The organism is Mesorhizobium sp., assembly GCF_004963255.1.
In the GTDB taxonomy this organism is placed as follows: Bacteria; Pseudomonadota; Alphaproteobacteria; order Rhizobiales; family Rhizobiaceae; genus Mesorhizobium.
Window position 1 is genome coordinate 127010 of sequence record NZ_SUGA01000003.1, and the last position, 23006, is coordinate 150015.

Genomic DNA, 23006 nt, shown 5'->3' on the forward strand with positions numbered 1-23006 from the left:
CGGCGTGGCCGAGAAGCTGCTCACGCGCATGGCGCTCGGCATCGCCGCGCTCGCCTTGCTGATCCTGCCGGCGACGGCTGGCCCTCGTGAGCTCAGGGTCTGCGCCGACCCGAACAACTTGCCCTTTTCCAACGCGGCCGGCCAGGGCTTCGAGAACAGGATCGCGCAAATCATTGCTGCCGATCTCGGCGCCAAGCTGACCTACACCTGGTGGGCGCAGCGCCGTGGCTTCGTGCGCAACACGCTGAAGGCCGGGCTTTGCGATCTTGTGCCCGGCACGCCGGCCAATCTCGAAATGCTGCGCACCACCACGCCCTATTACCGGTCGTCCTATGTCTTCGTGACCCGCCAGGACAGTCCGGATGTGACCTCCTTCAACGACCCGCGGCTGCGCGGCCTGCGCATCGGCGTTCAGCTCATCGGCGACGACGGCGCCAACTCGCCTCCAGTCCAGGCGCTTGGCCGCCGTGGCATCGTCGGGCATCTCGTTGGCTACCCCGTCTATGGCGACTACGCCGCTCCCAATCCGCCGGCGCGCATCGTCGACGCGGTGGCGAGCGGCGAGATCGACGTCGCCGTGGTCTGGGGTCCGCTCGCCGGCTATTTCGCCCAGAAGCAGAAGGTGCCGCTGCGTATAGCGCCGGTCACGCCGCGCATAGACGGGCCGCAGCTGCCTATGATTTACGACATCTCCATGGGCGTGCGGCGCGAGGACGATGCGCTGCGTGGCGATGTGAACGGCGCTTTGGCAAGGCACAAGGCGGAAATAGACGCCTTGCTGGCTCAATATGGTGTGCCGCGCCTCGATGCCTCAGGGAGCCCGGTACGATGAGGCCGTTCGTCCTGCCGCTCCTGCTCGCCTCGCTGGCCCTCGCTGCCTGCCAACGCGAGGAGCGGGACACGCGCCCGCAATCCGCGTTCGGCTCCGGCGAGCAGCCGACGCCGGTGACAACGCTGGAACCCGGCGGGCAGCGCCCCTCCCCCACGGACAACAAAGCGGCAAGCTTCGAGGCCAATGCCTTTCATCTGAGCGAAGGCAAGCGCCTGTTCGGCTGGTTCAACTGTTCGGGATGCCACGCCAATGGCGGCGGCGGCATGGGCCCCGCGCTGATGGACGAAAAGTGGATCTATGGCAGCTCGATGGAAAGCATCCATGCCACGATCCGCGACGGCCGTCCGAACGGGATGCCGAGCTTCCGCGACAAGATCCCGGACGACCAGATCTGGGAGCTTGCGGCCTTCGTTCGCTCGCTTAGCGGCAACGCGCCCTCCTCCGCCGCGCCCTCGCGCAATGACGACATGATGGCGCATCCGTCCGAAAACCGCATGCCGGATGCCGCCACGCTGGGGAAGTCGCCGTGAAACGCCTCGCCTCGATTGCGTTCGCAACGGCAATCGCCCTGTTTCTTCAGGGATGCGCAGGCTGGCAATCGGCGCTCGACCCGAAAGGTCCGGCGGCGAGCGAGCTGGCATGGCTGATCTGGTTCTTCACCGGCCTGTGCGCGGTGGTGTGGGTGCTGGTGATGGCCGCCCTTGCCGTGCCGTTGATGATGCGCTCGCGGCAACATGCCGAGCCGCTTGCGCTGGACGCCGGCGCCGACAGCCGCAAGCTGCGCGTGGTGATGGTCGCCGTCGGGCTGACCGCCGTGATCCTGGTCGGGCTAACCTTGCTCAGCTTCTTCGCCAACAGGACGCTTGCCGCGATCGGCTCGGATGCCGCGCTGACCATTCGCGTCACCGGCCATCAATGGTGGTGGGAAGTGCGCTACGAAGACGCCACGCCGAGCCGCATCCTGACCACGGCGAACGAGATCCATATTCCCGCCGGCGAACCCGTGCGGCTTCTTCTCACCTCGACCGACGTTATCCATTCCTTCTGGGTGCCGAGCCTTTCCGGCAAGCTAGACCTCATTCCCGGCCGAATGAATGTGCTCGATATCAAGGCCGACAAGCCAGGCGTCTACCGAGGCCAATGCGCTGAGTTCTGCGGCGCGCAGCACGCGAATATGGGCACCTTCATCATCGCCGAGCCGCGCGCGAAGTTCGATGCCTGGTGGAACGATCAGTTGCAGCCGGCCGCCGCTCCAACGGGCGACGAGGCCAAGGCCGGCGAGAACCTCTTCCTGAAACGCCCTTGCGTGATGTGTCACAAGATTGGCGGCACGCCGGCGGGCGGAACGGTTGCGCCGGATCTCACCCATGTCGCCAGCCGGCAGACGCTCGCGGCCGGGACATTGACGATGAGCCGAGGCAACCTCGCCGCCTGGATCGCCGACCCACAGGGCGTGAAGCCCGGCTCGCACATGCCGGTGGTCGATCTGAGTGGCGACGAACTCAACGCCATCGTCGCCTATCTCGAGGGGCTGAAATGAGCAGCGCGGATCTCACCAGCGAACGCGATCTGCCGCCGGAGCGCGAAGCGTCGACCAAAGGCGATATCGCCCCCGAGCGTGACGGCCCGCGCGACACCGGCATGGACGATGTCAGCCTGCACCGCTGGCTGGCGCGGACGTGGCGCACGCCCCCCGGCATCATCGGCGCGCTGTCGAGCGTCGATCATAAGGTGATCGCACGCCGCTACCTCATCACCGCGTTCCTGTTTCTGTGTCTGGGCGGGCTTAATGCCGTGGCCATGCGCATTCAGCTCTCGGGCCCACAGCGTGGCCTGATAGGCCCGGACCTCTACAACCAGCTGTTCACGATGCATGGCGTCACCATGATGTTTCTGTTCGCCGTGCCCATAGTACAGGCAACTGGCATCTACCTGGTGCCGCTGATGGTCGGCACCCGCAACATCGCCTTCCCCCGCCTCAACGCGTTCGGTTATTGGGTCTATCTCTCAGGCGGCCTCTTCGCCTGGGTGTCCTTCGCCCTCGCGATGGCGCCGGATGTCGGCTGGTTCGCCTATGTGCCGCTGTCAGGGCCGGAGTTCGGTCCGGGCAAGCGCGCCGACGTCTGGGCGCAGATGATCACCTATACCGAAGTGTCCTCACTGGCCGTAGCCGTCGCGACCATCGTGACCGTGCTGAAACAGCGCGCACCCGGCATGTCACTCGACAAGATCCCGCTCTATGTCTGGGCGCTCCTGGTCACGTCCTTCGTCGTCGTTTTCGCCATGCCGGCGGTGATGATCACCTCGACCTTCCTGATCCTCGACCGGCTCGTCGGCACGCATATCTTCAACCCGGCCGAAGGCGGCGACGTACTGCTGTTCCAGCATCTGTTCTGGTTTTTCGGCCATCCCGAAGTCTACATCATCTTCCTGCCGGCCACCGGCATGGTCTCGGCTATCATTCCCGCTTTCGCCCGCCGCCCGGCCTTCGGTCATCTCGGGCTGGTCCTGTCGCTGATCGCGGTCGGCTTCCTGTCGTTCGGCCTCTGGGTCCACCACATGTTCGCAACCGGGCTGCCGAAGCTCGGCGCGAGCTTCTTCACCGCGTCCAGCATGTTGATCGCCATCCCCAACGGCGTTCAGATCTTCTGCTGGCTGGCCACTCTGTGGGACGGCAGGCCGGTGATCCGCACGCCGCTGCTGTTCGTCTTCGGCTTCTTCTTCACCTTCGTCATCGGCGGTCTTACCGGCGTCATGCTCGCCTCCGTGCCGCTCGACCTGCAGGTGCACGACACCTATTTCGTCGTCGCCCATTTCCACTATGTGCTGATCGGCGGCTCGGTCTTCCCGCTGCTCGGAGCCGCCTATTTATGGTTTCCCAAGATCACCGGCCGCATGATGAGCGAGCGCCTCGGACGCTGGCATTTCTGGCTGGCGATGATCGGCTTCAACGCGGCATTCTTCCCCATGCACATCGTCGGCCTGTGGGGCATGCCGCGCAGGGTCTACACCTATCCGGCCGAGCTCGGCTGGGGGAACATCAATCTCTTCATCAGCGCCGGCGCGGTGCTCTTCTTCCTGAGCTTCGTGCTGTTTGCGTTCAACCTCGTTCATGGCGCATTGCGCGGAACGCCCGCGGGCGACAATCCCTGGGATGCCGGCACGCTTGAATGGGCGACGTCCTCGCCACCGCCCAGCTATAATTTCGCCCGCATTCCGGTCGTGACCAATGTCGAGCCGCTCTGGGCCGAGCGCGGGGCGCTCCCTGTCGCCTCCGGGCTTCGCGTCGACGCGCGCGAACTCATCATCTCGACGGTGGCGGAAGCCCATCCCGACATTCGCGAAAAATCGGCGACGCCGTCGATCTGGCCGCTGCTGGCGGCGATCGCCGTCGGGGCCACCTTCCTCTACTCGATCTTCACGCCCTGGGCGATCGTCTGGGGCGCCGCGCCGATCGCCGTCACCTTGGTCGGCTGGTTCTGGCCGAAGGGCGATCCGGAGGACGAGGAATGAACCAGCGTCCCGCCCTCGATCTTTCCGGCCTCCCGACCTTTGGGCATGGCCCGCGCAGCCCGACCTGGTGGGGCACGCTTGGCTTCATGGCGCTGGAAGGCATGGGCTTCGCGCTGGCCGCCGGCGCCTACCTCTACCTCGTTACCTTATGGCCCAACTGGCGCCTGAGCGCTCCGCAGCCCAATCATTGGCCGGGAACGATCGTGACGCTACTTCTCATCGCCAGCCTGGTGCCCAACCACATCCTCAACACCTATGCCAAGCGATGCGCCATGCGGCCCGTGCGGATCGGAATGGTGGTGATGTCGCTGCTCGGCCTCGCGCCTCTTGTCGTGCGCTGGTTCGAGTTTCCGGCGCTGAACATCTACTGGGATACGAACGCCTACGGCTCGATGATCTGGGTGCTGCTTGGTCTCCACACCACGCATCTGATCACCGATGTCGGCGACACGATTGTCCTGACGGTGTTGATGTTCACCCACCATGGCTACAGCGGCCGTCGCTTCGGCGATGTCGGCGACAATGTCTTCTACTGGGATTTCGTGGTCCTCACCTGGATTCCGATCTACCTCCTCATCTACTGGCTACCGAGGTTAGGCTGAGATGCGCGCGCTGCGGCTGGGCACGTCCTGGGGAGGCTTGTTGTCGGGCCCTTTGGCCTGGGCAATCTCAACGCAGCTGAACTACGCCCTCGTGCATTGGCAGTGCAATCGCCAGGTGCAGGTGGTGCTCCCGGTGGCGCTTTTGCTCGCGGTGTTTTCCCTGCTCGGCGGCGCGCTGTCATGGCGGGCGAAGCGACAAGGCGGCGCGGCCTTCAAACCGGAGCGCAGGCGAGGCACCGAGCGTTTCGTCGCCGATCTCGGCATTCTCGCCGCGTTGCTGTTCGCACTTGTCATCATCATGCAGGGCAGCGCCGCGCTCATCCTCGACGAGTGCCTGCGATGAGCTTCGACGCCTTCTTCTCGACCTCGATCTGCTACGGCGCCGGTGCGCCGGAGGCCGGGTGGACGTTGGCGCTTCCCATCACCCTTCCCTTGCTGGCGATCGCTATGATCTATGGGATCGGCGCGGGCCGTCTATGGCGCCGCAGCGGCAGAGGCCGTCCCGAACGGCTGCGGCAAGCTCTGTTGTTCGCGGCCGGCTGGAGCGTGCTGGCCGTTGCGCTGGTCAGCCCGATCCATGCGCTCGGCGAGCGGGTGTTTTCTGCCCACATGATCGAGCATGAATTGCTGATGGCCGTGGCGGCGCCGCTTCTTGTCGTCGCCTGCCCCGGCGCTGCCTTGATGTGGGCATTGCCCGCCACACTGCGCCGAGGGACGGGAAAGCTCACCCATGGCAAGGTGCTGCAGGCGCTCTGGGTCTTCGCCGCTCGCCCGCTCAGCGCGACGATCCTTCATGGGATAGCGATCTGGATCTGGCATATTCCGGTGCTCTTCGAGGCAGCGCTGCAGCAGGGTGTGCTGCATTATGCGCAGCATGCGAGCTTCCTCGGCACCGCCCTGCTGTTCTGGTGGGTGCTTCTGCCGCGTTCCGGCCGACAGCGGACCTATGGCATTTCCGTCATGCATCTTTTCTTCACCTCGCTTCACACCGGCTTGCTTGGCGTCCTGCTGCTGGTCTCGCCAAGACTCTGGTATCCGGAGAATGCCTTCGGCGCCGCGCTCTGGCGCCTGAGCCCGCTCGAGGATCAGCAACTCGCCGGGCTTGTAATGTGGGTGCCAGCCGGGCTGATCTACGGCGGAGCCGCCCTGCTGCTCGCCGGCCTTTGGATAAGCAACAGCGGAACCAGGGAGGCGGCCCATGCGCTCCGACCTGGTTAGGCTGCTCGGGGGCGTCCTCGTCGCGATCGTGCTTCTGGTGGTCGTAATCGCGGCGACGACCTTGTGGCTCGACCGGCGCGAGCGCGTCCGACACGAGTCGGACGTGGCGACCGGCGGCGTGGGCGCGCGCGCCATTCCGATCATGACCGCGAATGGCTGCTCCGGCTGCCATACGATTCCCGGCGTGCCAGGGGCGCAAGGTCAGGTCGGGCCCCGGCTCGACGGCAGCCTCGCCGGGCGCGTCTATATCGGCGGTGTGCTGGCGAACAATCCGGAGAACCTGATCCGCTGGATCCGCTCGGCACGGGAAATCAATCCGCACACCGCCATGCCCTCGACAAGGATCACAGAGCAGCAGGCGCGCGACATCGCGGCCTATCTCTATGCCCTCAGATGATCAGCCTTCGCCGCCACGCCGGGACCACAGGCCGCGACCGGGATCATAGCCGGCCACCGCCGCCAGGAAGAATGCCACGAGACAGGCGACAACAACGAGCATGGAAACCATGTCGAAGCGCAGGTAGAGCGCGAAGCGGATCAACTCGACCGCCGAGCTGAATGGATTCCAGGCTGCGATCGTCGCCAGCAGCGGGCCGGCTTCAGCGAGGCGCCAGATCGGATAGAGGGCCGTCGAGGCGAAGAACATCGGGAAGATGACGAAATTCATCACGCCGGCGAAGTTTTCCATCTGAGTGGACATCGAGGAGACCAACAGACCGAACGCGCCGAGCATCAAGCCCGACAGCACGAGCGCCGGGAACACGGCGACATAGCCCAGGATCGGCGGCCGCACGTCCCAGAAGCGCGCCACGAAAAGAAACAGATAGACGAGCGGCAGGCCGACAATCACGCTGGCAAGCAGGCGCGCGGCAAGCAGGTACCAGCGCGGCAGCGGAGCCGTCAGCAACAGGCGCATGCTGCCCATCTCGCGGTCATAGACCATGGCCAACGAGCTCGCCATGGCATGAAACAGCAGCATCATGGCCGCCAGCCCAGGCACTACATAGACCTCGTAAAGAACATAGGTCTGGTAGGGCGGCGTGATCGACAGGCCGAGAACGGAGCGGAAGCCGGCCGCGAAAATCGCCAGCCAGACCAGCGGCCTCACCATTGCGGAGAAAAGGCGCGCGCGCTGCCGCAGCGAGCGCAGCATTTCCCGCCGCAAGATGCCGTCGAGTGCGCGTAATGCGTGATCGACTTTCATGGCGAACCCGTCAGCAAGGCGAATGCTTCAGCGACGCTTCCTACGCCGAGTTCGGGCGCGATGCGGTCCGCGGGGCCGGTCCAGCAAACCCTGCCCCGATCCAGCACCACGACGTCATCGTCGGCCGCCACTTCTTCGAGAAAATGCGTCGCCCATAGGACGGCGATGCCACGTTCCCGGCAAAGGTCCCTTACATGCTGCTCGAGCGCGCGCCGTCCCGGCACGTCAAGCCCGGTGGTCGGCTCGTCGAGCAACAGCAGGCGCGGGCCGTGCATCAGCGCCCGCGCAATCTCTACGCGCCGACGCTGGCCGCCGGATAGCGCGCGGGTCCGATCGTCGATCCTGTCCAGCACTTCGAGGCGGCTCAATTCCTCCCGTGAGCGCGCCTTGCTCAGGTCCGTCGGAAGTCCGTGCAGCGCGGCGTGGTAGCGCAGGTTCTCGCCCGCCGTCAGATCGAGATCGAGCGTCGGCAACTGGAAGACGACGCCCATTTGCGCAAGCGCGGCGGACGGGTTCGCCTGCATCGCCATATCGAACACACGCACCAGCCCGGTGCGCGCGTAGTAGAGACCGGTGATCAGCGAGAACAACGTTGTCTTGCCGGCGCCGTTACGGCCAAGCAGGATACACATTCTGCCTTCAGCCACAGTGAACGAGACATTCTGGAGAACCTGCCGGCTTCCGAAGCTGTGGCTAAGATTCTCGATCGCCAGGGCGTTCATGGGCCGATCACGACACCCCATGGACCGCGCCCCACCGGCAGCGACTTCACGACCTCCTGGTTCTCTAGGTCGATGAAGGAGATATCGCCGGAGTTGCCGTTGGCGCTGATCAGTTGCTTCTGGTCGTCAGAGAGCGCGACATGCCAAGGCCGCTGGCCGACGAGATAAAGGCGCCTGACCGTGAATGTCTTCGTGTCGACCTCGGCAATCCTGTTGGCCGGGCCGAGCGCGACATAGGCAGTCGCACCGTCGCGTGACATCTCGATGCCGACCGCCTGCACGCCCTCACGCCGAATGCCCGGCACCTCGAACTCGATCTTGCCCGTTTGAGCGCGTGTCGCAGTGTCGAAGACCGTGACGGTGCCTCGGATTTCGGACGACACCCATAATTGCTTGCCGTCCACCGAGAACGCAGCGGCGCGCGGCCTCGTGTCGACGAGCAGATTGTCGATGAGTTCGAGCGTAGTGGCGTCGATGAGATGGACCATGCTGGTCGTCTCCGACGTGCAGGCGACGGTTCGGCCATCGGCGCTCACCGCCATCCCCTCCGGCTCGACGCCGACATCGACTGTGCCGATGATCTTCGCGCCAGCTATATCCACCACCGAGACCAAGTTGTCGTTCTCATTGGCGACGAAGAGCCGCTTGCCGTCCGGATGCACGACAAAGAATTCCGGATCGGCGCCCGAAGGCAGCTGACCGACGACCTGCCGCTTCGCGAGATCGACCACGTCGATGCGGTTGTCGTCGCCTTCGGCAACGAACAGCGTCTTCTTGTCGACCGAAAGCGCCATGCCGCGCGGGCGCCAGCCGACCTCGATCGCCGCCTGCAGTGTCATGGTCGCCCCGTCGACGACCGCGACGGTGTTGTCCTGCTCGTTGGAGACGTAAATCGTCTCGGCCGCCGCGGGAGGGACAAGGACCAACACCAGCAGGAGCGTGATCAGAATTTGCATGCGCTCTCCTCCAGATCGATGCCCAGAGTGTCGAGCGGGGTGCGCTGATGCAGAAAACCCGGTTGTGGCGAACTGGAAACGAGCAGCCGAGGGCCTGCGATCAAAATGGGCTGGCGCATCTGCCCGTCCCACGGACGGAAACTCAGCCCTTGCCCCTTGAAGCCGGCGAGCAGGAAATCGTCGCTGCGCAGATACTTTGCGATCGCGGCCGGATCGAGGCTGTGGAGCCGCGTTGCCGCCTCGCCGATGCTTCTGACCGCCAGCCAGGCGGCGTAGTCGCTGGGCAGCATCCAGCGTCCGGACTGCTTGTGAAAGCGGTCCTGGAGCTGTGTGGCGCCCCATTCCTCGTCGACCGCGCTCCAGCCGGTGGCGATCAGCCCTTGTGTCCCGGCCACCGTCCGCGGCAAGGCGGTGCGCCCCTCGAGATAAGCGCCGAATTCGTCAGCTTCGTCGGCGACGACCAGAACATCATAGTCGCCGACCTGCGTTGCGGCAGGGATCTCTGTCTGGAGCGTGACATGTCCGGTGTCGGCGCGGCCGTTGGCGGGCCGGAACGTCCAAGGTCTGTCGATGGTGATCTGCGCCCCGAAACGCGTCGCTGCCCGCCGAAAGGCCGCCGCCATGGCCAGGTCGCCGGGATGCGGACCAGTCAGCAGGAACCAGTGCTGCCAGCCTTTCCAGACCAGGTATTGCGCCAGGGCGTCGGCCAGCATGGCGCGGCTCGGAATGGTGTGCAGAATGTTTCTTCGGCAGTCCTCCTGACGCAGGCTGTCATCAGGGTCGCGGCTGTTGAACAGCGTCATCCGCTGGGCACCAGGCGCTGCACTCGCCTGCAGCAACTGCGCGGCATCGAGATCGGCAACGACGAAGCTGATGCCGGCGGCCGCGAACGCGTTGACAGCTTCGGCAGGTGCTTCGCCCGGCTTGAGAACCCTTTCTTGCAGACGGAATTGCTGGCCGAGAAAGCGGCCGGTGCCGGCGTCGTCGGCAATGCCCAGCCTGGCGCCTTGCAGACCATCATCTGTGACGGCCTCGTCCAATGGCCCAAGAGGTAGAGGCAGTTTGCGCTGTTCGCCGAGATAGCCGATCACCATCGTCTGCGGCTCGGCAAGCGCGGGGACGGCGACGGCGAGCAGACCGACAAACGCCAGCGCGAGCCGCATCAGGCTCAGGTCGAGCAAGCCAAGTTGTATGTGCGAAATCGCCACGGGAACTCCAGGACCGCAGCGACCTAATGATTTTCGCCAAGGAATGTTCCTGGACGGCAAACCGAGTCGAGCCCGCCCTGCTGAAAGCAGGGCGGGCTTGGAGCCTAGACCGGTGGTGGGAGGACCGACCTGGGCTCCACTTTGTGGAACCTCCGATTGTTCCTGCTCCCGAAATCAGCGTTTCGCGCTGTCGCTGTCCATGTCTGCCCGCGCCAGGAATTGTTCTGTGACCTGCGGCAGGTTGCTCTTCAGCCATTCGGCCATCGCTTCCTCCTCACGCAGGTTCTGTTCGCACACGCGGGCGATCTCGGCCTCGCCCGCGGCATTCGCCGCGGCGATGAGAATCGTGTAGGAGGCGATTTCCATATGTTCGAAAGTGTAGCTCGCCAGCGAGCCCTTCATGACTTCGTCGCCGGCAAACACGCCGCTGATCGACTGCGCCGTGGCGGTCAGCTTGCCGCCTGCATCCTTCAGCATGGACGACCCTTCGTCGAGGCCGTCCAGGCAGCTCTTCAGCCGCCTCGCCTGCTCTTTCGTCTCTTGCAGATGAGCGCGAATTCGCTCGCTAAGCTCAGGGTAACTCTCGATCCGGTTCAATTGTCCCGACAGCATTGTCTCTGCCTGCTCCTCCATGGCGTGAGCGTCCCTCAACCATTGGACAAGCCATTCGCGCGATTCAGCCATTTTAGTGTCTCCATCGATCCTCCGCCGCCCGAACCGTCGGCGGCGTGCATTGTTCCTTGAATGTGAGTTCCGATTACGATTCCCGCGAGGAGAACGGATCGGAATCGGAGAGCTTCTCGCGCACCGACTCGTCGGCCTTGTCGGCAGTGGCCTTGACGACACCGCCGACCTTGTCGGCCAGCGTCCCCTCGTTTGACGCCAGCCGTCCGGCTTCGTCGCTCGCCGTCTGGTAGGCTTCGGCCGCAACTTGCTTTGCAGCGTCGAGGCCTTCTTTCAAAGTCTCTTCGGCAGTGTCCCGAAGCTTCTCGCGATAGCTGCCCAATTGCTCGTCCTCGAGTTCCGTGTGGGGCAGCATGGCGCCGATCGCAGCTCCGATGGCGAGGCCGACGGCGGCCGCAGCGAGAGGCTGGTCCTGAAGCAGATTGTGCGCGGACCGGCCGGCGCTCGTCGCCAAATCGGCTGTCGCTGCCGCCGAGCTCGCAAGCGTGTCCGCAGCGCTGCTCGCCATGCCCGACACTGTGCCGGCTGCTTCGCTTGCCATTCCAGAGACGGTTGCGGCCGCTCCACTGGCCGCTTCGCCAACCGAGTCGGCCGCATCCGAGACCCTGGAACCCATGCCCGCACTGAATGCTCCGTGATCGGGCCCGGAACCGCGCCGCGTCACGCGATCGGTGCCAGTCGACACGCTCGAAGCGCCACTGCCCAACATCAGCCAGGCCACACCCGCGCCGATCATGGTCAGGGGTAACGGATTGTCCCGAACCTGGACCTTCAGGTTGTGGAGCATGTCGGAGCCTGTGCCATTCCTGAAAAGCCCCGTGAACTCGTCGAAGAGCTGGCCGGGGGTCATCTTGTCGCGAATGGAGTCGGCGGTCGCCGCCACCCTTGCGCGCGTGGCTTCCGCCTCGCGTTCGAGCTCGGCTGCGGATTTCTCGTTCATCTCGCTTGTTCCTTGATCACGTTCACGTCACGCTTGAGCTGTTCTTGTGTACGGTCCGGCGCGAGCTCGGAGGGCGCCATGCTTGCCATGCCCGTTCGCAACAGGATCACGCCCAGAACGGCAACCACCACGCCGACGAGCAAGGCGGACCAACCAGCGCCCAGGCCAAGGCGAGCCAGGGCGATGACCAACGCCTGCAACAAGACCAAAAGCGCCGCGAGCAGGCATATCGCGCCGCCCAGCACCTCGACGGCGCCTGCGCCAGCCTTGGTCGCGTTCTCCGAGATTTCCGCCCTTAGGAGCCTGGCCTCCGTTTGCACGAGCCTGCTTACCTGTTGCGCCAGATCGGCGACCAATGTGCCGAGACTTGGATTATCCTGAGTGCTCATTTCTTCAGCTCCGCTGCCTTCCCCGGTATGCCGCCGTCAGAACCCCAGTTGACCGGAGATTTATCCCGGCCGGCGCTCGTTTCCGTGCCGGTTTGGCTGAGAGATCCAGGCGTGGCCGCGCCCTGCGTCGGGCGGCGGGTTCCGGGCGGTGAAGCCTTGATGAATCGGCCAAGCGCCAGTCCTGCCAGAACCGAACCGGCAAGGAGCGTTCCAGGATTTTGGCGGCCAAAAGACTGGACGTCTTCGAGCACCTGCCCGAACGGCTTTTCCTTCAACGAGGAGGACAGCCTTTCCAGCCCGCTCGCGGCCTCCTGCATGAATTGCGAGGCCGCGCTCTGGTCGCTATCGGCCAGATGATCGCTCGCGGCGCGCAGGGCGCCGCCAAAAGCGGACAGGCTCGACCCGATATCGCGCTGCGCCTGCTCGGCTTTTTCGGCGACGGCCTGCTGGGCTTCGCCCGCATATGCGCTGGCCCTGCGGGCGACCTCGTCGCGGGCATCGTGGAGCGCTTCGCCGGCGCTTTGCGTTTCTTGCTGGATCCTGTCGGAAACTTCGTCCTTTGCCCTAGCAAAGTCGGCCGGCTCGCGGCCCCGATCGTTCTCGCGCTGCATGGTGCCTCCTAGTGAAAACCGAGGAAGGAAAGCACCGCGAGCACGACGACGATCAGACCGATGAGATAGATGACACTGTTCATGGCGCAGCCTCCTCCATGCGAATCCAACTTCGCGCAGGCTGCTATGTTCCCCCGCGCGGACAGCTTTTTAGCGAATTGTCATTTACCCTCGGGCTGCGCCTTGAAAGCGGCAAGCTCCTCGTCGCGGCAGAGCAGCCTGGGGCGCGTCGGATCGGAAATATCGAGCTTGTTCCAGGGAATGCGGTAAAGGCCTTCACGGCGCCGCAACGCGAAGAAATCGAGCAACGCCGTGCCGATGGTCGAAGCGGACAAGCGCTCGAACGCGGCGAAGATCCCGACATGGAATTCGGTAACGACAAGGTCGCTGCCGTCCCGCTCGGCGATGATCTCCTCGATATAGCCGATGCTCCTGCCTTGCTCGGAGAACACGCGCCTGCCGGCAAGGTGATCGAGGTGTACAGACGCCATGCTCACGCTCCCGGGATTCGACCGACCACATGTTCGCGCAGCCAGTCCTGCCAGGCGAAGATCCTGGTCCGGCGCACGTCGATGTCGAACTCGATATCGACGCCGATATCGCGCACCTTGTTCCACGCGATCCGGTGCGGCCGTGCCTGCTGTTTGCCGCTCAGCCTTGCCGCGAGCTTCGCGGTCCATCCTGCGGGCGTCGAGCCAAGCCGTCGCGCCAGCGCAATCGAGCCGAGTTCAACGGCGCTTACCCTGGGCGGCTTGCCCGGCTTCAGCTCGGCGACAATGCTATCCACCTTGCCGATCTTGACCTGCTCCCGATCGACGACCTGCTTGTCCAGCATGTCGCGCAGCAACTGCATCACGTGCCTCCGAATATCTGCAGTGGAATGGACACCACCGCCAGCACGAAGCCGAGCGCGATGACGAAGATCACGGCCGCGTTCGAAACGACGCCATTGCGGTGCTCGCCGACATAGCGGTCGTCATTCAACAGGAAAAGGAAGGGCACGACCGTCAGCGGCAGGCTCGCCGCGGTAAGAGCCATTGAGAAGATGGTGAGCTTCAACGGGTCGAGACCGAGCGCTATCGGAACGGCGGCAAGGAAGAGCGTCAGCGTGTAGACGAGACTGAAGCCAGGGTCGTCGCGCGGCTTGAGATCCTCACCCCAGTTCCAGCCGAACCCTTGTGCGACGAGATAGGCCTGCTGCAAGGCCACTTCGAGCGCGGCACCGAAGCAGGCGATTGCCAGCGAAGCAACGAAAAGGACAAAGCCCCAGAAGCCGAATATCGGGATCAGCATCAATGGTAGCTGGTTATAGTCGTCCACTTCGGTAACGCCATGAGCGCCAAGCACGAGCGCGGCCACGATGAGAACGCCCACGGAAATCGTCCCGCCGAAACTCATACCGAGACCGGCAATCGCCCGATTGGTGCCGAGATAGCTCTTGTCCCACTGATCCTCGATCGCGCCCGAGGAATAGAACATGAAAAGGTAGGGCGAGATCGAGGCGCCGAGAATGCTGACGGCCATGAACCAGTATTTTGCCGTATCGTGGTGCGGCAGGCTGGGCGCGGCCCCGACAGCCACTTCTTTCCATTCAGGCCGCAGCATCACCGCCGCGACGACGAAGCACAGCGTGACGAGGCCAAGCATCGACACCCCTTTCTCGATGAGCCCGAACGTGCCTTTCCACAGCAGCAGCCACGCCAGGAAAGCGACCGGCAAGGCCCACCATTGGAAGCTGATCCCCGTGGCAAGCTCGGCGGCAATGGCAACACCGCCGATCTCCGCGGAAAGCACCAGGAAGTTGACCAGCAAGACTGCAAGCAGCGGCCAGATGAACGCATTGAAGCCGAACCGTTCGCGGATGCCGTCAGCAATGGTGTGATGACTGACCGCAGCGAAACGGCCCGCCATCTCGACCAGGAAGATGATGCAGATGGTGCCGAGCACGACCGCCCAGATGAGCTGGAAGCCGAACAGCGCGCCGGCCTGTGCCGCCGTCGCCATCGACCCGACCTCCAGGAAGCCGCCGACGCTGGTGACGACACCGAGCGAGATCTCCAGCAGCTTCTTCATCGGCCCGGCGAGAAATATTGTCGATAGGCGGCGGCGAGGTCGCCTTGCGCGGCGCGAAGTTCCTGCTGCGCCTGGCTGGCCCCGGCGTGCTGTCCGGCCTCGACCGCGTCCTTGGCCCGCTTTGCCGCGTTCGACAATCGGCTGACAGCCGCTGCCAGCGTATCTCGCTTTGTGGGTTCCCCCGTAGCTGCGGATCCAACTTGCCGGCTGGCGTCGGCGAGTGTCTCGGCAAAGGATTGCAGGGCAGAGGATGCATAGCGGGACGGCGCGGCGCCGGAGAGCCAGGCATCGCTCACCAGAACCGCCGCCTGGGCCGTCGAGGCTGCAAGCTTCGATTGCTGGTCGACGGTTTCAGACGAGGAACAGGAGGCAACCGCCAGCGCCAGCAGAGGCAGGAAGGCCCGGCATGGCCGGGCAACAGTGCGCAACATCTTCCACTCGTTGCAATCGCTTGAAATCACGAGGATAAAGCCGTACCCACGGGAAAGTTCCTCCGTGTTCGGGATTTGCGCCACCGATTGCCTGCTGCAGCGCGCGCGAAGACAGCTTTCGGCTTTTCCACCCTGGCCGCAATTTCTTGTCGGTAAAAACGCGGCTGGTTCTCCGTTGGAAGCCCGCCGAACCTCGGCCGTATTACTTTATTCCGCGGGCCGCGCACTTAAATCATGTCGGTTGCTTCGCCATGTCACCAATATTGGCAAGAGCCGCAACCTTGTCGATCATCGCTAGGATCGCCTTCGGATTGCTTTGATGCACCATATGTCCGGCACCCGGGACGATATCCAGAAGTGAATGGCTTATCTCGCCTTGCAGCCGCAGCGCCTCGGCCTTGGCATCGAACAGTTGGTCGCCCGCGCCGGCAATTATCCCGACAGGGACGGCGATGTCGGCATATCCGCGATTTGAGAAAAGTGCTGACGCCAGCATCAGGAAGGATTCAGCGGATATGGAGCGCAGCTGCGAAGGCCGGCTCGCCAATCCTCTTGTTATCGCCGCGAAAGACATCGCGACCGTCGCCGGATGAAAGATCTGCTTCATCGCCCAATGCCAGTTCAGCCTGACCAGCGAAGGCAGCACCGCGTGGCGCAGCACCGTCCCGATCAGCGGAACCGCCGGCAGCGCGGAGATGGCAAGGGCAAGCCTCGGCGACGGGTAATGATAGCCGGCGACGACAACGACGCCGGCAACCGAGCGGGGATGCCGGCGCGCCATCTCGAGCGCCACCGTTGCCCCCCAGGAATGGCCGACAATCATGTAGCGCTCGATGCCGAGTTTCGCGACCGCGGCATCGATGAGGTCGGCCTGGGCAGCTGCGGTCCAAGGCCTGCCGGCCGGGCGTGGGCTCATGCCGAAGCCGGGCCTGTCGAAGGCAAGTACGCGATATTTGGCGGCGGCCCTGCCGAAGATGCCGCTTGTCGTGAAGTCTTCGGCCGAGGCGCCATTGCCGTGCAACAGCAGAAGCGGTTGCCCGTGGCCCGCCTCCAGGAAATGCAGCTTCGTTCCCCGGAGATGGATGAAGCGCCCGAGCGGACGTGCGGCCAACGCCCGTCTCGCCAGGAGATTGTTATAGAGCGCCAGCCCGACCGTTGCGGCCGCAAGCAACAGAAGCAGGTTCTTCCTGGACTTTGCCGTCATGGTTGGAAATCAAGGCGGGGGCGGTAGGCTACTTTTACAGTGGTGCCCCGCTCGCTATCAGGCCGACCCTTTCTGAGGCAGATCGGTCTCTTCCTGGACTTGGTCGCGCAGGCTCTGCTCGGCCTCCTTCTTATCAGCCCCGGCCGGCGGCTTTTGCCGGGCGAGCTCGCGATCGACAACCTTGCGCGAGCCTTCAGCCGGATCTTCTTGCGGCGAGCCCCTGTCCGCTCCTGCTTGCCGGCCGGTCCTGCCACTGCTTGGAGGGGATCGCACAGGATCGTCGTTTTGGCGCGATTTCGTCATCGAGGACCTTCTCCGCTTGGTCGGACGTCTGCTGGCTTCCGGGCAGGTTGGAAGCAGGGCCAAACCTCTGTGGCCGCCCTTTGTTCCGTGCGCGGCGCGACCGGCCTCGCCACCGCTCCGCAACCGGGCAGAACCAACGGCTGCTTACTGCAACAAATGTGGTTGAGGCTGAACCGCTGCCCTTCTACGACTGCGGCAAGCGTCCGGTTGCCTCCTGCGTCCGCCTCGCGATGGAGGAACCATGACGCGCCACTCTCCACTCAGCCTTTTGGAATTCGAAGCGCTCACGCAAGCAGCTTCGAAACTGTCGAAGGATCACGGCGAAACGCTGGAAAGCGTGGTGACCTCGTTGTTCGAAGCGCTACGCGAAGGAGAGACCTGCCCAAAGACGGTCCTGGACGCGGTAATCGCGGCGCTTACCAAGGAGACCCGCTAGACGAGTCGGCCGGGCTGCCGGACCCCTCGGCGTCACCCTGTTCAGGCTCAACGGCTTCCAGGGCATCGATCACAGGCGCCAGCGAATTCTCTTCATCGGGACTGGATTCCGACCCTCTGTTTTCCTCGCCGGTTTTGTCCAGCGCGCGTTGGATGGCGTCTTCAATATTGCCGACCTCCTGCTCCCGCACCTCGCGACCATAGCCGGCGGCATCAGCATCCTGCTCGAATTGCTGCGCCAGCATCGGAACGCTGATCTCGGTGTCGGACGGCAAGTTGCCGACATTCTCCTCCAGCCAGCTGCGCAGGAATTCCTTCGTCGCGTTCATGGAGCACCTCCTCGACGCCAGATAACCGGACGACGGCACCGAGGTTCCCGTAAATCCGAAACCGCGAGGAACGAACGAACCAACGGGCGGTTGGGAGTCCGAAAATCCGGTGAGGCATTCCATGGCTTTCCACGACGACAGCGTTTCACACGGGCGCGACGGTTCCGCCCCAGGCGAGGACAAGCTCCTGTTCCAGCCCAACATCTCCATCAACGGCCTGATCGATGATGAGACGGTCAGCTTCTTCTTGGGTCGCCTGGAGACCGTGCGAAAAAACGGTCAGGACATGATCATGGAGTTGAACACGAGCGGCGGCGATGCGGACGCCGCGCGCCGCATGGCGCTGGAGGTCCGGCTCTTTCGCCGGCATTCCGGCAGGGATGCATTTTGCGTCGGAAAGACGAAGGTCTATTCGGCGGGAGTGACAATCTTCGCCGCCTTTCCGACGCAAGACCGCTTCCTCACCGAGGATGCCGTTCTTCTCGTGCATGAGCGGCGCATGGAAACAAGCATTGGGCTCAACGGCCCGATTCGATCCTGCATCCAGATCGTTCGCGAGCAGCTTGCGTTGCTGGAGACATCGCAACGTCTGGAGATGGAAGGCTTCAGGGAACTTGTCGAAGGCAGTTCGCTCAGCGCGGACGAGCTTTACCGGCGCGCGACGGAGAATTGCTACATCAACGCCGCCGAGGCGCTCAGTCTTGGAATGATAGGCGGGATCCTGCGTTAGAATGGCACACTCGTGGGTCGCACTTTCCTGTCGGACAACTTGCGGCCGGAGGATTAAGAGAGTCGCCAAAGTGGGGGTGGCGACATGCCGATCGCTACGCATAGCACCTCGCGCACCAGGCCGACCTTGTGGGAACCCGGGTTGCTCTGAGCCGTTCGCAGGCATGGCAACATTGCAGCTTCGAGAAGCGCTGACCAAGGTCGGCACACTGACGTCCCGGCCAGCGGCCTTTCTGATCTTGGGCGGTTACACTGTCTCCTGGTTTCTCTTCGAGCGGGAAACGCTTGACTGGCACGGCGCCGCGACGCTGATCACCTGGGCCATGACGCTGTTTATCCAAAGGGCTGAGCATCGCGACACCCAAGCCCTTCAGGCGAAACTTGATGAGCTGATCAAAGCGAACGACAAGGCTCGCAACGAGATCGCCGAGATGGACGACAAAGAGCCGGAGGAGATTGAGCGAATACGCGATGGCGGGCAAAGGAGGAGTTGACATCTCGCCTCGACCTCAACCGGACTCCGTTCGGAGCTAAGTCGTTGTGAGCACGGCGCCAGCGATGACCGGTATTCTTGGGACAAACGCCGGGGCAGTTTGCGGCGCCCACTCCGACCGCGCTGTTCCAACATGGCGATCTCCTCGGAACTTCAGGCCTCCCGGCGGATTAGGAAGAGTGCCGCAGGCACATCCCGACACCCAAGGAGGATCTAACATGCCGAAGAAAGCCTCGTCCGCGACCTCGAACGGCTTGGAAAGCCTGTTCCTGGACGGACTGAAAGACATCTACTACGCGGAAAAGAAGATCCTGAAGGCTTTGCCAAAGCTGGCAAAAGCAGCACAGTCCGAAAAGATAAGCGCCGCATTCGAAAAGCACCTCAAGGAAACTGAAGACCAGGTGGATCGCCTGGAGCAAGTCTTCGACATGCTCGGCAAGCCGGCCAGGGGCAAGACCTGCCCGGCCATTGACGGCATCATCGAGGAGGGCTCGGAAATTCTCGAGGAGTACAAGGACGAGCCGGCGCTCGACGCAGGACTGGTGGGTGCTGCCCAAGCGGTCGAGCACTATGAAATCGCGCGCTACGGTACGCTGATCGCATGGGCTGAACAGCTCGGTCTGAAGGACGCTCTTCCGTTGCTCCGACAAACGTTGAAGGAAGAATCGGCAACCGACGAGGCGCTCAACACTCTTGGTGAGCGCGACGCCAATCAACGTGCTTTGCAGGCGGCCTAGCAAGTGGACCACTTGGTCCTAACGGCAGCCGTCGACCTTATGGTTAAGGAGAACTCGATGAAGAAGACCTGGAAGAAACCAACCATGTGTCAGGTGGCGGCGGGCTTCGAAATTTCGCGATATCTGCCTGCTGAAATCCGGCGGAAAAAGTAGCCCGTGAATTGCATGCCCTGCTCAACGGGGCATGCAATTCCTTACGATATCAGAAGACGCGGACGCAAATCGACCGCAGCCGCAAAGTGGCGCCGGTCAGTTAGCCCGCTGGCAAGCATTGCCATGCGCGTGAAGATCATCGGATCGGCGGCGGGAGGCGGCTTTCCGCAATGGAACTGCAATTATCGCCTGAGCCGCGCGGCCCGCGCCGGGGTGCCCGGTCTGCGCTCCCGAACTCAATCGTCCGTCGCCGTATCGGCGGACGGGACAGGTTGGGTTCTCTTCAATGCATCGCCCGACATCCGTCAGCAGATTGCGCAAACGCCCGAGCTGCAGCCCGCGGCGGACGCACAGCTGCGCTCGACACCTATCCGAGCGGTGGTGCTGACCAATGCCGACGTGGACCATGTCGCCGGCTTGCTGAGCCTTCGTGAGCGACAGCCTTTCGCGATCTATGCGACCGCGCAGGTGCTGGCGACGCTGGAGTCCAATTCGATCTTCAATGTCCTCGATCCGGAGATCGTGCCGCGGCGTCTCTTGGCGCCGATGGAGGAGACGGCGATTTGCGGCGCGGACGGCCACCCGACCGGCGTGATCGTCGGCAGCTTCCCGGTGCCGGGCAAGGTCGCGCTCTATCTTGAGCAAGGAGGCGATCCCGGCGCCGATGTCAGCTCCGACACGGGCGACACGATCGGCGTCCGTATCGGCAGAGTCGATGGTCGCGGCGCGATTTTCTACGTTCCGGGCTGCGCGCGCATCGACGCCGAGCTGCGCGCGCAGCTGGCTGATGCCGCCTGCCTTCTGTTCGACGGCACCGTCTACACGGACGACGAGATGATCACGGCAGGGGTCGGCCCGAAAACCGGCGCACGCATGGGGCATGTCGCAATGTCGGGAGAAGCGGGTTCGATCGCCGGCCTGGCCGATGTGAAGATCGCTCGCCGGATCTTCATCCATATCAACAACACCAATCCTGTTCTGGACGAGAATTCCGCCGAGCACGCGGCGATCAAGGCGGCTGGCTGGGAAGTCGCCTTCGACGGCATGGAGATGGAATTTTGAGCGATTTCCACGATGCGGCCCGAGGCGGCCTGTCAAAGCGCGAGCTCGAAGCCGTGCTGCGGCGGGTCGGCGACGAGCGCTACCACAACCGCCATCCTTTCCATCACAGGATGACCGGCGGCGCCCTGTCGAAGGCCGAAATGCAGGCCTGGGCGCTGAACCGCTATTGCTACCAGGCCGTCATTCCGCGCAAGGATGCCATGATCCTGGCTCGCGCCGAGGATCCGGCGTTCCGCGCCGCCTGGCGCAAGCGCATCGAGGACCACGACGGCGAGGACGGCTGGAGCGGCGGCATCGCGCGCTGGCTGCATCTGGCGACCTCGCTCGGGCTCGATGCCGAAGCGGTCAAGAGCGAAAGGCTGGCGCTGCCAGCGACCCGCTTCGCCGTCGGCGCCTATCTCTCCTTCTGCACCAACCGGACGCTGCTTGAGGCGGTCGCGTCCTCGCTGACCGAGATGTTCTCGCCGGCCATCATCGGCGAGCGCATGGCAGCGATGCTGGCCAGATACGATTACATCACCGAGGACACGCTGGCCTATTTCACGCAGCGACCGGAGCAGGCGAAGCGCGACGCCGACTTCGCCCTCGCCTATGTGCTGGCCCACGCCGACACGCCCGAACGCCAGCAGCAGGCGATCGATGCGCTGGTGTTCAAATGCGACATACTCTGGGCCATGCTCGATGCGCTCCAGCATGCCTATGGCGCGCCGGGAAACGTACCGCCCGGCGCCTTCCGCCCGGAGACGGTTTCATGACGGCGCCGCGCGAAAGAGCCATCGTGTCGTTGCGCTCCGCGCCATCGCTGCCCAGGCATGTGCGCATCCAGTACGACCCCGTGCGACTGGCCTTCGCCGTGCTTGCGCCGGAGAAGGTGTTCTGGCCGAATGACATCAGTCTCGACATACTGCGCCGCTGCGACGGGCAATCAACCGTCGAGCGCATCATCGCCGATCTTGCGGCCGATTATGACGCGGATCCGCAGGACGTGGCGGACGATGTCATCGCTTTCCTGCAGGAATGGTCGGACAAGCTTTTGGTGAAGCTGTGAGCAAGGCGCTCCTGCCTCCGATCGGCATGCTGGCGGAACTCACGCATCGCTGCCCGCTTCAGTGCCCCTATTGCTCCAATCCGCTCGAATTGCTGAAGGCCAACCTCGAGCTCGACACGCGGACATGGCTCCATCTCTTCTCACAGGCTGCCGATCTCGGCGTCCTGCAGGTGCATCTTTCCGGCGGCGAGCCGACGCTGCGCCGCGACCTCGAGCAACTGATCGCCGGCCTTTCGGCGCGCGGCGTCTACACCAACCTCATCACCGCTGGCGTCGGCATTGCCGAAGGCCGCATCGAGGCCTTTGCCGAAGCAGGCCTCGACCACCTGCAACTGAGTTTCCAGGGCGCCCGCCCAGCGACCACCGATCGTATCGGCAACCACTGGGGCAGCCATGAGAAAAAGCTGGAGACGGCGCGCCGCGCCCGCGCGGCCGGGCTTTCGCTCACCATCAACGCGCCCGTCCATCGGCACAACATCGAGGAAGTGCCGGAATTCATCGACCTCGCCCTCTCCCTGGGTGCTGAGCGGCTCGAGATCGCCAACGTCCAATATGCCGGCTGGGCGCTCGCCAATCGCAGTTTGCTGATGCCCGATCGGGCCGCGGTCGACCGGCAGGCCGACATCGTCGCGGCTGCCCAGGAACAGCTCGCGGGCATCATGACCATCGATTTTGTCACGCCGGATTACTTCGCCATCTACCCCAAGCCATGCATGGGCGGCTGGGCACGCGACGCCTTCATGGTGGCTCCCGACGGCACCGTGTTGCCGTGCCATGCCGCGCAGACGATTCCCTCGCTGCGCTTCGAGCGCTTCGGAGACCGCAGCCTCGCCGAAATCTGGACCGACTCGCCGGCCTTCAACGCCTTCCGCGGCACCGAATGGATGCGGGAGCCGTGCCGAAGCTGCGAGCGTCGCGAGGTCGACTGGGGCGGCTGCCGGTGTCAGGCATTGGCGATTGTCGGCGATGCCGCTGCAACAGATCCAGCCTGCATCAAGTCGACAGCACACACCCGTATGGCCGCCTTGGTCGATGAAACCCGGCGCAGCAAAACCGCCGGAGACGATGCTTTCATCTATCGCCGGATAGGACGTGATTTTGACGGTAGCTACAATCCCCGCCGATAGGGC

Annotated in this window: 32 protein-coding genes; 17 read left to right on the plus strand and 15 right to left on the minus strand. The window is 63.9% G+C overall.

Annotation, left to right across the window (positions count from 1 at the left end; translation table 11 throughout):
- Positions 1 to 28: 28 nt before the first annotated feature.
- The 8 genes from E5X34_RS05310 to E5X34_RS05345 are packed head-to-tail and all read left to right on the plus strand — an operon-like array spanning position 29 to position 6562.
- Entirely contained in the window at positions 29 to 832 is an 804-nt protein-coding gene (locus E5X34_RS05310) for a substrate-binding domain-containing protein (RefSeq protein WP_292562373.1), read from the plus strand.
- On the plus strand, positions 829 to 1362 hold the full coding sequence (locus E5X34_RS05315; protein WP_292561997.1) for a c-type cytochrome: 534 nt from the start codon (positions 829 to 831) through the stop codon (positions 1360 to 1362). The genes E5X34_RS05310 and E5X34_RS05315 overlap by 4 nt, the downstream gene beginning before the upstream one ends.
- A complete protein-coding gene (gene coxB / locus E5X34_RS05320; protein WP_292561998.1) occupies positions 1359 to 2372 on the plus strand; it encodes a cytochrome c oxidase subunit II in 1014 nt (337 codons plus the stop codon). Before E5X34_RS05315 ends, coxB begins: the two co-directional genes overlap by 4 nt.
- Positions 2369 to 4345, plus strand: coding sequence for a cytochrome c oxidase subunit I (gene ctaD / locus E5X34_RS05325; protein ID WP_292562000.1), 1977 nt, complete (start codon positions 2369 to 2371; stop codon positions 4343 to 4345). Before coxB ends, ctaD begins: the two co-directional genes overlap by 4 nt.
- Entirely contained in the window at positions 4342 to 4947 is a 606-nt protein-coding gene (locus E5X34_RS05330; RefSeq protein ID WP_292562002.1) for a cytochrome c oxidase subunit 3, read from the plus strand. Before ctaD ends, E5X34_RS05330 begins: the two co-directional genes overlap by 4 nt.
- Before the next feature lies 1 nt (position 4948).
- A complete protein-coding gene (locus tag E5X34_RS05335; RefSeq protein WP_292562004.1) occupies positions 4949 to 5290 on the plus strand; it encodes a hypothetical protein in 342 nt (113 codons plus the stop codon).
- Positions 5287 to 6165 carry a cytochrome c oxidase assembly protein gene (locus tag E5X34_RS05340; RefSeq protein WP_292562006.1) on the plus strand — a complete coding sequence of 293 codons (879 nt, stop codon included), beginning with the start codon at positions 5287 to 5289 and terminating at the stop codon, positions 6163 to 6165. The genes E5X34_RS05335 and E5X34_RS05340 overlap by 4 nt, the downstream gene beginning before the upstream one ends.
- Positions 6146 to 6562 carry a c-type cytochrome gene (locus tag E5X34_RS05345; RefSeq protein WP_292075774.1) on the plus strand — a complete coding sequence of 139 codons (417 nt, stop codon included), beginning with the start codon at positions 6146 to 6148 and terminating at the stop codon, positions 6560 to 6562. Before E5X34_RS05340 ends, E5X34_RS05345 begins: the two co-directional genes overlap by 20 nt.
- On the opposite strand, the gene E5X34_RS05350 is transcribed toward E5X34_RS05345, so the two are convergent.
- From E5X34_RS05350 to E5X34_RS05415, 14 genes are all read right to left on the minus strand, one after another.
- Positions 6563 to 7369, minus strand: coding sequence for an ABC transporter permease (locus E5X34_RS05350; RefSeq protein WP_292562009.1), 807 nt, complete (start codon positions 7367 to 7369; stop codon positions 6563 to 6565).
- Entirely contained in the window at positions 7366 to 8091 is a 726-nt protein-coding gene (locus E5X34_RS05355) for an ABC transporter ATP-binding protein (RefSeq protein ID WP_292562011.1), read from the minus strand. The genes E5X34_RS05350 and E5X34_RS05355 overlap by 4 nt, the downstream gene beginning before the upstream one ends.
- Positions 8088 to 9047, minus strand: a complete 960-nt coding sequence (locus E5X34_RS05360) for a PQQ-dependent catabolism-associated beta-propeller protein (protein ID WP_292562013.1) — start codon at positions 9045 to 9047, stop codon at positions 8088 to 8090. The genes E5X34_RS05355 and E5X34_RS05360 overlap by 4 nt, the downstream gene beginning before the upstream one ends.
- Positions 9035 to 10255, minus strand: coding sequence for a branched-chain amino acid ABC transporter substrate-binding protein (locus E5X34_RS05365; protein WP_292562015.1), 1221 nt, complete (start codon positions 10253 to 10255; stop codon positions 9035 to 9037). The genes E5X34_RS05360 and E5X34_RS05365 overlap by 13 nt, the downstream gene beginning before the upstream one ends.
- Before the next feature lie 174 nt (positions 10256 to 10429).
- Positions 10430 to 10939, minus strand: coding sequence for a DUF892 family protein (locus E5X34_RS05370; RefSeq protein WP_292562017.1), 510 nt, complete (start codon positions 10937 to 10939; stop codon positions 10430 to 10432).
- Positions 10940 to 11012: 73 nt separating this feature from the next.
- Positions 11013 to 11879 carry a DUF3618 domain-containing protein gene (locus E5X34_RS05375; protein ID WP_292562018.1) on the minus strand — a complete coding sequence of 289 codons (867 nt, stop codon included), beginning with the start codon at positions 11877 to 11879 and terminating at the stop codon, positions 11013 to 11015.
- Positions 11876 to 12268, minus strand: a complete 393-nt coding sequence (locus E5X34_RS05380; RefSeq protein ID WP_292316646.1) for a phage holin family protein — start codon at positions 12266 to 12268, stop codon at positions 11876 to 11878. The genes E5X34_RS05375 and E5X34_RS05380 overlap by 4 nt, the downstream gene beginning before the upstream one ends.
- A complete protein-coding gene (locus E5X34_RS05385) occupies positions 12265 to 12879 on the minus strand; it encodes a hypothetical protein (RefSeq protein ID WP_292562019.1) in 615 nt (204 codons plus the stop codon). The genes E5X34_RS05380 and E5X34_RS05385 overlap by 4 nt, the downstream gene beginning before the upstream one ends.
- Before the next feature lie 161 nt (positions 12880 to 13040).
- Positions 13041 to 13370 carry a hypothetical protein gene (locus E5X34_RS05390; protein ID WP_292562021.1) on the minus strand — a complete coding sequence of 110 codons (330 nt, stop codon included), beginning with the start codon at positions 13368 to 13370 and terminating at the stop codon, positions 13041 to 13043.
- Positions 13371 to 13372: 2 nt separating this feature from the next.
- Positions 13373 to 13732 (minus strand): hypothetical protein, encoded by a 360-nt coding sequence (locus E5X34_RS05395; RefSeq protein WP_292562023.1) that lies wholly within the window; start codon positions 13730 to 13732, stop codon positions 13373 to 13375.
- A complete protein-coding gene (locus tag E5X34_RS05400) occupies positions 13732 to 14952 on the minus strand; it encodes a divalent metal cation transporter (protein WP_292562025.1) in 1221 nt (406 codons plus the stop codon). Before E5X34_RS05400 ends, E5X34_RS05395 begins: the two co-directional genes overlap by 1 nt.
- Positions 14949 to 15467: a hypothetical protein gene (locus E5X34_RS05405; RefSeq protein WP_292562027.1), complete on the minus strand. Its 519-nt coding sequence runs from the start codon at positions 15465 to 15467 to the stop codon at positions 14949 to 14951. Before E5X34_RS05405 ends, E5X34_RS05400 begins: the two co-directional genes overlap by 4 nt.
- 148 nt (positions 15468 to 15615) lie before the next feature.
- A complete protein-coding gene (locus E5X34_RS05410; RefSeq protein WP_292562029.1) occupies positions 15616 to 16587 on the minus strand; it encodes an alpha/beta hydrolase in 972 nt (323 codons plus the stop codon).
- A gap of 57 nt (positions 16588 to 16644) precedes the next feature.
- Positions 16645 to 16890 carry a hypothetical protein gene (locus E5X34_RS05415; RefSeq protein WP_292562031.1) on the minus strand — a complete coding sequence of 82 codons (246 nt, stop codon included), beginning with the start codon at positions 16888 to 16890 and terminating at the stop codon, positions 16645 to 16647.
- Between the two features lie 241 nt (positions 16891 to 17131).
- Between E5X34_RS05415 and E5X34_RS05420 the strand changes: the two genes are divergently transcribed.
- On the plus strand, positions 17132 to 17326 hold the full coding sequence (locus tag E5X34_RS05420) for a hypothetical protein (protein WP_292562033.1): 195 nt from the start codon (positions 17132 to 17134) through the stop codon (positions 17324 to 17326).
- Here E5X34_RS05420 and E5X34_RS05425 read toward each other — a convergent pair.
- Positions 17307 to 17654, minus strand: coding sequence for a hypothetical protein (locus E5X34_RS05425; RefSeq protein WP_292562035.1), 348 nt, complete (start codon positions 17652 to 17654; stop codon positions 17307 to 17309). The genes E5X34_RS05420 and E5X34_RS05425 overlap by 20 nt on opposite strands.
- Before the next feature lie 121 nt (positions 17655 to 17775).
- Between E5X34_RS05425 and E5X34_RS05430 the strand changes: the two genes are divergently transcribed.
- The 8 genes from E5X34_RS05430 to pqqE all read left to right on the plus strand — a co-directional run bounded on the left by E5X34_RS05430 (position 17776) and on the right by pqqE (position 23003).
- A complete protein-coding gene (locus tag E5X34_RS05430; protein WP_292562037.1) occupies positions 17776 to 18384 on the plus strand; it encodes an ATP-dependent Clp protease proteolytic subunit in 609 nt (202 codons plus the stop codon).
- Positions 18385 to 18547: 163 nt separating this feature from the next.
- Complete coding sequence (locus E5X34_RS05435) at positions 18548 to 18877, plus strand: low affinity iron permease family protein (RefSeq protein ID WP_126064475.1); 330 nt, start codon at positions 18548 to 18550, stop codon at positions 18875 to 18877.
- A gap of 217 nt (positions 18878 to 19094) precedes the next feature.
- Entirely contained in the window at positions 19095 to 19613 is a 519-nt protein-coding gene (locus E5X34_RS05440) for a ferritin-like domain-containing protein (protein ID WP_292562040.1), read from the plus strand.
- A 57-nt stretch (positions 19614 to 19670) separates the two neighbouring features.
- A complete protein-coding gene (locus tag E5X34_RS05445; protein WP_126064473.1) occupies positions 19671 to 19766 on the plus strand; it encodes a pyrroloquinoline quinone precursor peptide PqqA in 96 nt (31 codons plus the stop codon).
- Positions 19767 to 19889: 123 nt separating this feature from the next.
- A complete protein-coding gene (gene pqqB, locus E5X34_RS05450; protein ID WP_292562042.1) occupies positions 19890 to 20828 on the plus strand; it encodes a pyrroloquinoline quinone biosynthesis protein PqqB in 939 nt (312 codons plus the stop codon).
- A complete protein-coding gene (gene pqqC, locus E5X34_RS05455) occupies positions 20825 to 21583 on the plus strand; it encodes a pyrroloquinoline-quinone synthase PqqC (RefSeq protein WP_292562043.1) in 759 nt (252 codons plus the stop codon). Before pqqB ends, pqqC begins: the two co-directional genes overlap by 4 nt.
- Entirely contained in the window at positions 21580 to 21876 is a 297-nt protein-coding gene (pqqD, locus tag E5X34_RS05460; RefSeq protein WP_292562044.1) for a pyrroloquinoline quinone biosynthesis peptide chaperone PqqD, read from the plus strand. The genes pqqC and pqqD overlap by 4 nt, the downstream gene beginning before the upstream one ends.
- On the plus strand, positions 21846 to 23003 hold the full coding sequence (gene pqqE, locus E5X34_RS05465) for a pyrroloquinoline quinone biosynthesis protein PqqE (RefSeq protein ID WP_292562046.1): 1158 nt from the start codon (positions 21846 to 21848) through the stop codon (positions 23001 to 23003). Before pqqD ends, pqqE begins: the two co-directional genes overlap by 31 nt.
- Positions 23004 to 23006: the final 3 nt, after the last annotated feature.

Excerpts from the sequence above, each read along its gene's own strand:
- E5X34_RS05310 (WP_292562373.1), top strand. The coding sequence starts at position 29 with ATGGCGCTCGGCATCGCCGCGCTCGCCTTGCTGATCCTGCCGGCGACG.
- E5X34_RS05315 (WP_292561997.1), top strand. The coding sequence starts at position 829 with ATGAGGCCGTTCGTCCTGCCGCTCCTGCTCGCCTCGCTGGCCCTCGCT.
- ctaD (WP_292562000.1), top strand. The coding sequence starts at position 2,369 with ATGAGCAGCGCGGATCTCACCAGCGAACGCGATCTGCCGCCGGAGCGC.
- E5X34_RS05330 (WP_292562002.1), top strand. The coding sequence starts at position 4,342 with ATGAACCAGCGTCCCGCCCTCGATCTTTCCGGCCTCCCGACCTTTGGG.
- E5X34_RS05335 (WP_292562004.1), top strand. The coding sequence starts at position 4,949 with ATGCGCGCGCTGCGGCTGGGCACGTCCTGGGGAGGCTTGTTGTCGGGC.
- E5X34_RS05340 (WP_292562006.1), top strand. The coding sequence starts at position 5,287 with ATGAGCTTCGACGCCTTCTTCTCGACCTCGATCTGCTACGGCGCCGGT.
- E5X34_RS05345 (WP_292075774.1), top strand. The coding sequence starts at position 6,146 with ATGCGCTCCGACCTGGTTAGGCTGCTCGGGGGCGTCCTCGTCGCGATC.
- E5X34_RS05350 (WP_292562009.1), bottom strand. The coding sequence starts at position 7,369 with ATGAAAGTCGATCACGCATTACGCGCACTCGACGGCATCTTGCGGCGG.
- E5X34_RS05355 (WP_292562011.1), bottom strand. The coding sequence starts at position 8,091 with ATGAACGCCCTGGCGATCGAGAATCTTAGCCACAGCTTCGGAAGCCGG.
- E5X34_RS05360 (WP_292562013.1), bottom strand. The coding sequence starts at position 9,047 with ATGCAAATTCTGATCACGCTCCTGCTGGTGTTGGTCCTTGTCCCTCCC.
- E5X34_RS05370 (WP_292562017.1), bottom strand. The coding sequence starts at position 10,939 with ATGGCTGAATCGCGCGAATGGCTTGTCCAATGGTTGAGGGACGCTCAC.
- E5X34_RS05375 (WP_292562018.1), bottom strand. The coding sequence starts at position 11,879 with ATGAACGAGAAATCCGCAGCCGAGCTCGAACGCGAGGCGGAAGCCACG.
- E5X34_RS05380 (WP_292316646.1), bottom strand. The coding sequence starts at position 12,268 with ATGAGCACTCAGGATAATCCAAGTCTCGGCACATTGGTCGCCGATCTG.
- E5X34_RS05385 (WP_292562019.1), bottom strand. The coding sequence starts at position 12,879 with ATGCAGCGCGAGAACGATCGGGGCCGCGAGCCGGCCGACTTTGCTAGG.
- E5X34_RS05390 (WP_292562021.1), bottom strand. The coding sequence starts at position 13,370 with ATGGCGTCTGTACACCTCGATCACCTTGCCGGCAGGCGCGTGTTCTCC.
- E5X34_RS05395 (WP_292562023.1), bottom strand. The coding sequence starts at position 13,732 with ATGCAGTTGCTGCGCGACATGCTGGACAAGCAGGTCGTCGATCGGGAG.
- E5X34_RS05400 (WP_292562025.1), bottom strand. The coding sequence starts at position 14,952 with ATGAAGAAGCTGCTGGAGATCTCGCTCGGTGTCGTCACCAGCGTCGGC.
- E5X34_RS05410 (WP_292562029.1), bottom strand. The coding sequence starts at position 16,587 with ATGACGGCAAAGTCCAGGAAGAACCTGCTTCTGTTGCTTGCGGCCGCA.
- E5X34_RS05415 (WP_292562031.1), bottom strand. The coding sequence starts at position 16,890 with ATGACGAAATCGCGCCAAAACGACGATCCTGTGCGATCCCCTCCAAGC.
- E5X34_RS05420 (WP_292562033.1), top strand. The coding sequence starts at position 17,132 with ATGACGCGCCACTCTCCACTCAGCCTTTTGGAATTCGAAGCGCTCACG.
- E5X34_RS05425 (WP_292562035.1), bottom strand. The coding sequence starts at position 17,654 with ATGAACGCGACGAAGGAATTCCTGCGCAGCTGGCTGGAGGAGAATGTC.
- E5X34_RS05430 (WP_292562037.1), top strand. The coding sequence starts at position 17,776 with ATGGCTTTCCACGACGACAGCGTTTCACACGGGCGCGACGGTTCCGCC.
- E5X34_RS05435 (WP_126064475.1), top strand. The coding sequence starts at position 18,548 with ATGGCAACATTGCAGCTTCGAGAAGCGCTGACCAAGGTCGGCACACTG.
- E5X34_RS05440 (WP_292562040.1), top strand. The coding sequence starts at position 19,095 with ATGCCGAAGAAAGCCTCGTCCGCGACCTCGAACGGCTTGGAAAGCCTG.
- E5X34_RS05445 (WP_126064473.1), top strand. The coding sequence starts at position 19,671 with ATGAAGAAGACCTGGAAGAAACCAACCATGTGTCAGGTGGCGGCGGGC.
- pqqB (WP_292562042.1), top strand. The coding sequence starts at position 19,890 with ATGCGCGTGAAGATCATCGGATCGGCGGCGGGAGGCGGCTTTCCGCAA.
- pqqD (WP_292562044.1), top strand. The coding sequence starts at position 21,580 with ATGACGGCGCCGCGCGAAAGAGCCATCGTGTCGTTGCGCTCCGCGCCA.
- pqqE (WP_292562046.1), top strand. The coding sequence starts at position 21,846 with ATGGTCGGACAAGCTTTTGGTGAAGCTGTGAGCAAGGCGCTCCTGCCT.